The sequence below is a fragment of the Pseudomonas sp. DSP3-2-3 genome (genome assembly GCF_049898225.1).
Classification (GTDB): Bacteria; Pseudomonadota; Gammaproteobacteria; order Pseudomonadales; family Pseudomonadaceae; genus Aquipseudomonas.
The window spans coordinates 1-3333 of sequence record NZ_JAFCXH010000069.1 but is presented as its reverse complement, the minus strand read 5'-3'; the positions used below and the strand labels follow the sequence as shown (position 1 = coordinate 3333).

Here is a 3333-nt window from a genome sequence, read left to right as displayed (position 1 = left end):
CTCAAGGAACAATGGTCGAGGAGAGCGACGGCGCTGGTCAGTTCACCTCAGTTGTTTTGAGGCCGAAGGTGATTCTGGCTCCGGGGTCTGCAATCGCAAAGGCTCAGACTCTGCACAAATTAGCCCATGAGAAATGCTTTATTGCTCGCTCGGTAAACTTTCCAGTCAGCCACGCACCCGAAATATCAATAATCCCACACGCCTAATTTGCTAGAGACAGTGTTCGTGTAGTCGGGCACCCCCTCATAGGTAGCGTATCTGCCCAGATGACATTGCCAAACGCTTACCCCCAAGGTAAGGGGCCGGCGAACACACCTTCCGAACCCCGGCATTAAGGGCGATTGTGTCCGCGTAATTTAAGCGGACGCAATTACCCTTAATAACAGGATCGCCATGCGTGAACGTAAGTCCTACTCAAAATCCTTTAAAGCCCAAGTGGTTCACGAATGCCAACAGCCTGGTGTTTCCGTGGCGGCCATCGCGCTGAGTCACGGTATCAACGCTAATGTCGTACGCCGCTGGTTACCGCTTTTTCGTGATCAGCAGGCAGTCGTGTTGCCAGCGTTTGTGCCCGTCAACATCGCGCCGGTCAATCCCAAGCCAAAGGCTCAAGCGTCGGCGGTTATTGAGCTGCCATTTGGCGAGCAAACCATCACGGTGAAATGGCCCGCTTCCGATCCCGAGGGCTGCGCTCAGTTTGTCCGTGGATTTGCCCTATGATCCGCATCGACAGCATCTGGCTCGCCACCGAGCCCATGGATATGCGTGCTGGCACCGAGACCGCTCTGGCCAGGGTGATTGCGGTGTTCGGTGCGGCGAAGCCGCACTGTGCTTATCTGTTCGCCAATCGCCGTGCTACCCGCATGAAAGTCCTGGTGCATGACGGGATTGGTGTCTGGCTGGCCGCGCGACGGTTGAATCAGGGTAAGTTTCACTGGCCAGGTATTCGACAAGGTTGCGAAATGGAACTGGACGACGAACAACTTCAGGCCCTGGTGCTTGGCCTGCCTTGGCAGCGTGTCGGCGCTGGAGGCACCATCACACTGCTTTAAAAATGTAATTCGCGTTTTGGCGTGCTGTCGCCAGCGATCTGCTTTGGTAAAATCCAGGGCATGACTTCCTTACCCAACCTCGACCAAATGACCCACGACCAACTGCGTGCTTTAGCCGCGCAGTTGATGTCGAAGGTCGACACCATGGGCCGAAAAATCCATCGCGATCAGACCATCATCGAACAACTGACCCACGAGATCGCGATCCTCAAGCGGCACCGATTTGCCAAGCGCAGCGAGCAGATCAGCCCTGAGCAAGGCAACTTGCTCGACGACCTGCTTAATACTGATCTTGAGGCTATCGACGCCGAGTTGAGCGCACTCCGGCCAGCTCCTGCTCCAGAAGAGCCACGCCAAAAACCAAAGCGAGCGCCGCTGCCGCCACACTTTCCCCGCACCGTGATTCATCACGAACCGGAAAACACGCAATGCGCTTGCGGTTGCCAACTTCAGCGCATCGGCGAGGACGTGAGCGAGAAGCTCGATTACACGCCTGGCGTGTTCACCGTCGAGCAACATGTGCGGGGTAAGTGGGCCTGCCGACAGTGCGAGACCCTGATCCAGGCTTCGGTTCCGGCCCAAGTGATCGACAAAGGTATCCCGACCGCAGGCCTGCTGGCTCATGTGATGGTGGCGAAGTTCGCTGACCACTTGCCGCTGTATCGGCAGGAGAAAATCTTCGGGCGAGCTGGTTTAGCGATCCCTCGTTTAACACTGGCCCAATGGGTCGGACAGACCGGCGTACAGCTTCAAGCACTGGTTGATGCTTTGCGAGAAGCGGTTTTGGCGCAGCGAGTTGTCCACGCCGAAGAGACGCCGGTGCAGATGCTTGCGCCCGGTGAAAAGAAAACCCATCGAGCCTATGTTTGGGCTTACTGCACTACACCGTTTTCGGCACTTAAGGCGGTCGTCTATGACTTCAGCCCGAGTCGCGCCGGTGAGCATGCGCGTAACTTCCTTGGTTCCTGGAATGGCAAGCTGGTGTGCGATGACTTTGCTGGCTACAAAGCCGGTTTCGAGAAAGGCATGACCGAAATTGGCTGCATGGCTCATGCGCGCCGCAAGTTTTTCGATCTGCACGCGGCGAATAAAAGCCAACTGGCCGAACAGGCACTGCACTCGATTGGCGGCCTGTACGAAGTTGAGCGCCAGGCGCGCGAGATGAGTGACGAGGATCGCCGCCGAATACGGCAAGAAAAAGCAGCACCGTTGGCGAAAGCACTGCACGAGTGGATGCTGAGTCATCGCGATCTTGTGCCCAACGGATCAGCAACAGCCAAAGCCTTGGATTACAGTCTTAAACGCTGGGTAGCGCTGACGCGCTACCTGGAAGACGGTGCTGTGCCTATAGATAACAATGCCGTCGAAAACCAGATCAGGCCATGGGCTCTTGGGCGCTCCAACTGGTTGTTTGCTGGGTCGCTACGCAGCGGCAAACGGGCAGCGGCGATCATGAGTTTGATCCAGTCTGCGCGGTTGAATGGGCATGATCCGTATGCTTTTTTGAAGGATGTTCTCGCGCGGCTGCCGACACAGCGGGCGAGTGAAATCGACCAGTTGCTTCCGCATAACTGGCAGCCACCTAAACTGGGTTAACTCACTAACCTAAGGACATAGAATGCTCATTGTCTTCAGCGGCCTTCCAGGTACCGGAAAAACGACTATCGCAAGTGACCTTGCCACCAGAACAAGCGCCGTGTATCTGCGGATCGATACGATTGAGCAGGCTATTCGAGACTCCGGTGCTCTTGCACAAGACGTAGGGCGGAGCGGTTACATGGTCGCCAATGAGCTTGCTCTGAGCAATCTTCGTTTTGGCAGCACGGTCATAGTTGACTGCGTTAACCCAGTAATCGAAAGCCGAAAGGCGTGGAGCGATATCGCCACACGCTCTGGTGCTCCATTAGTGAACATCCAAGTGATCTGCTCTGATAAACATGAACACCAGCGCCGGGTAGAAACCAGAAAGATTGATATTCCTGGGCTGACTCCACCAACCTGGCAGTCTGTGCTGGATCATGAATACGAGGCGTGGGAAAGCGCTCCGTTTAATATAGACACAGCCCTGACGTCTCCGGGGCAGGCGGTGGCGATGATCACCGAACGATTTTTATCCAAGGAGTAGCGCCAGCTAAAGGCCCAAGATCGCAAGGTGTGATTAGCAGACGCTTAGTGCGCCAGTTAAAGCTGGCGGAGGATAGTCGATGAAAGTTCGATACTGGTAAGAAATGGCGAATCAACCAGACCCCGAGTCATGCATGTTGCACCGTGAGGTGCAGGG

General features: G+C 55.7%; 5 protein-coding genes. All 5 read left to right on the top strand.

Annotation, left to right across the window (positions count from 1 at the left end; all coding sequences use genetic code 11):
- The coding region (locus tag ACP7E4_RS30305; RefSeq protein WP_426119932.1) for an OsmC family protein at window positions 1–206 on the top strand (206 nt) is incomplete at its 5' end.
- Between the two features lie 187 nt (window positions 207–393).
- The gene (gene tnpA / locus ACP7E4_RS30300; RefSeq protein WP_426119934.1) at window positions 394–720 is read left to right on the top strand and encodes an IS66-like element accessory protein TnpA; all 327 of its coding nucleotides are present in this window, start codon (window positions 394–396) and stop codon (window positions 718–720) included.
- Window positions 717–1052 (top strand): IS66 family insertion sequence element accessory protein TnpB, encoded by a 336-nt coding sequence (gene tnpB, locus ACP7E4_RS30295; protein WP_426119936.1) that lies wholly within the window; start codon window positions 717–719, stop codon window positions 1050–1052. The genes tnpA and tnpB overlap by 4 nt, the downstream gene beginning before the upstream one ends.
- A gap of 60 nt (window positions 1053–1112) precedes the next feature.
- Complete coding sequence (tnpC, locus tag ACP7E4_RS30290) at window positions 1113–2648, top strand: IS66 family transposase (RefSeq protein ID WP_426119938.1); 1536 nt, start codon at window positions 1113–1115, stop codon at window positions 2646–2648.
- Between the two features lie 22 nt (window positions 2649–2670).
- Entirely contained in the window at window positions 2671–3177 is a 507-nt protein-coding gene (locus tag ACP7E4_RS30285; RefSeq protein WP_426119940.1) for an AAA family ATPase, read from the top strand.
- The last annotated feature ends 156 nt before the right edge of the window (window positions 3178–3333 follow it).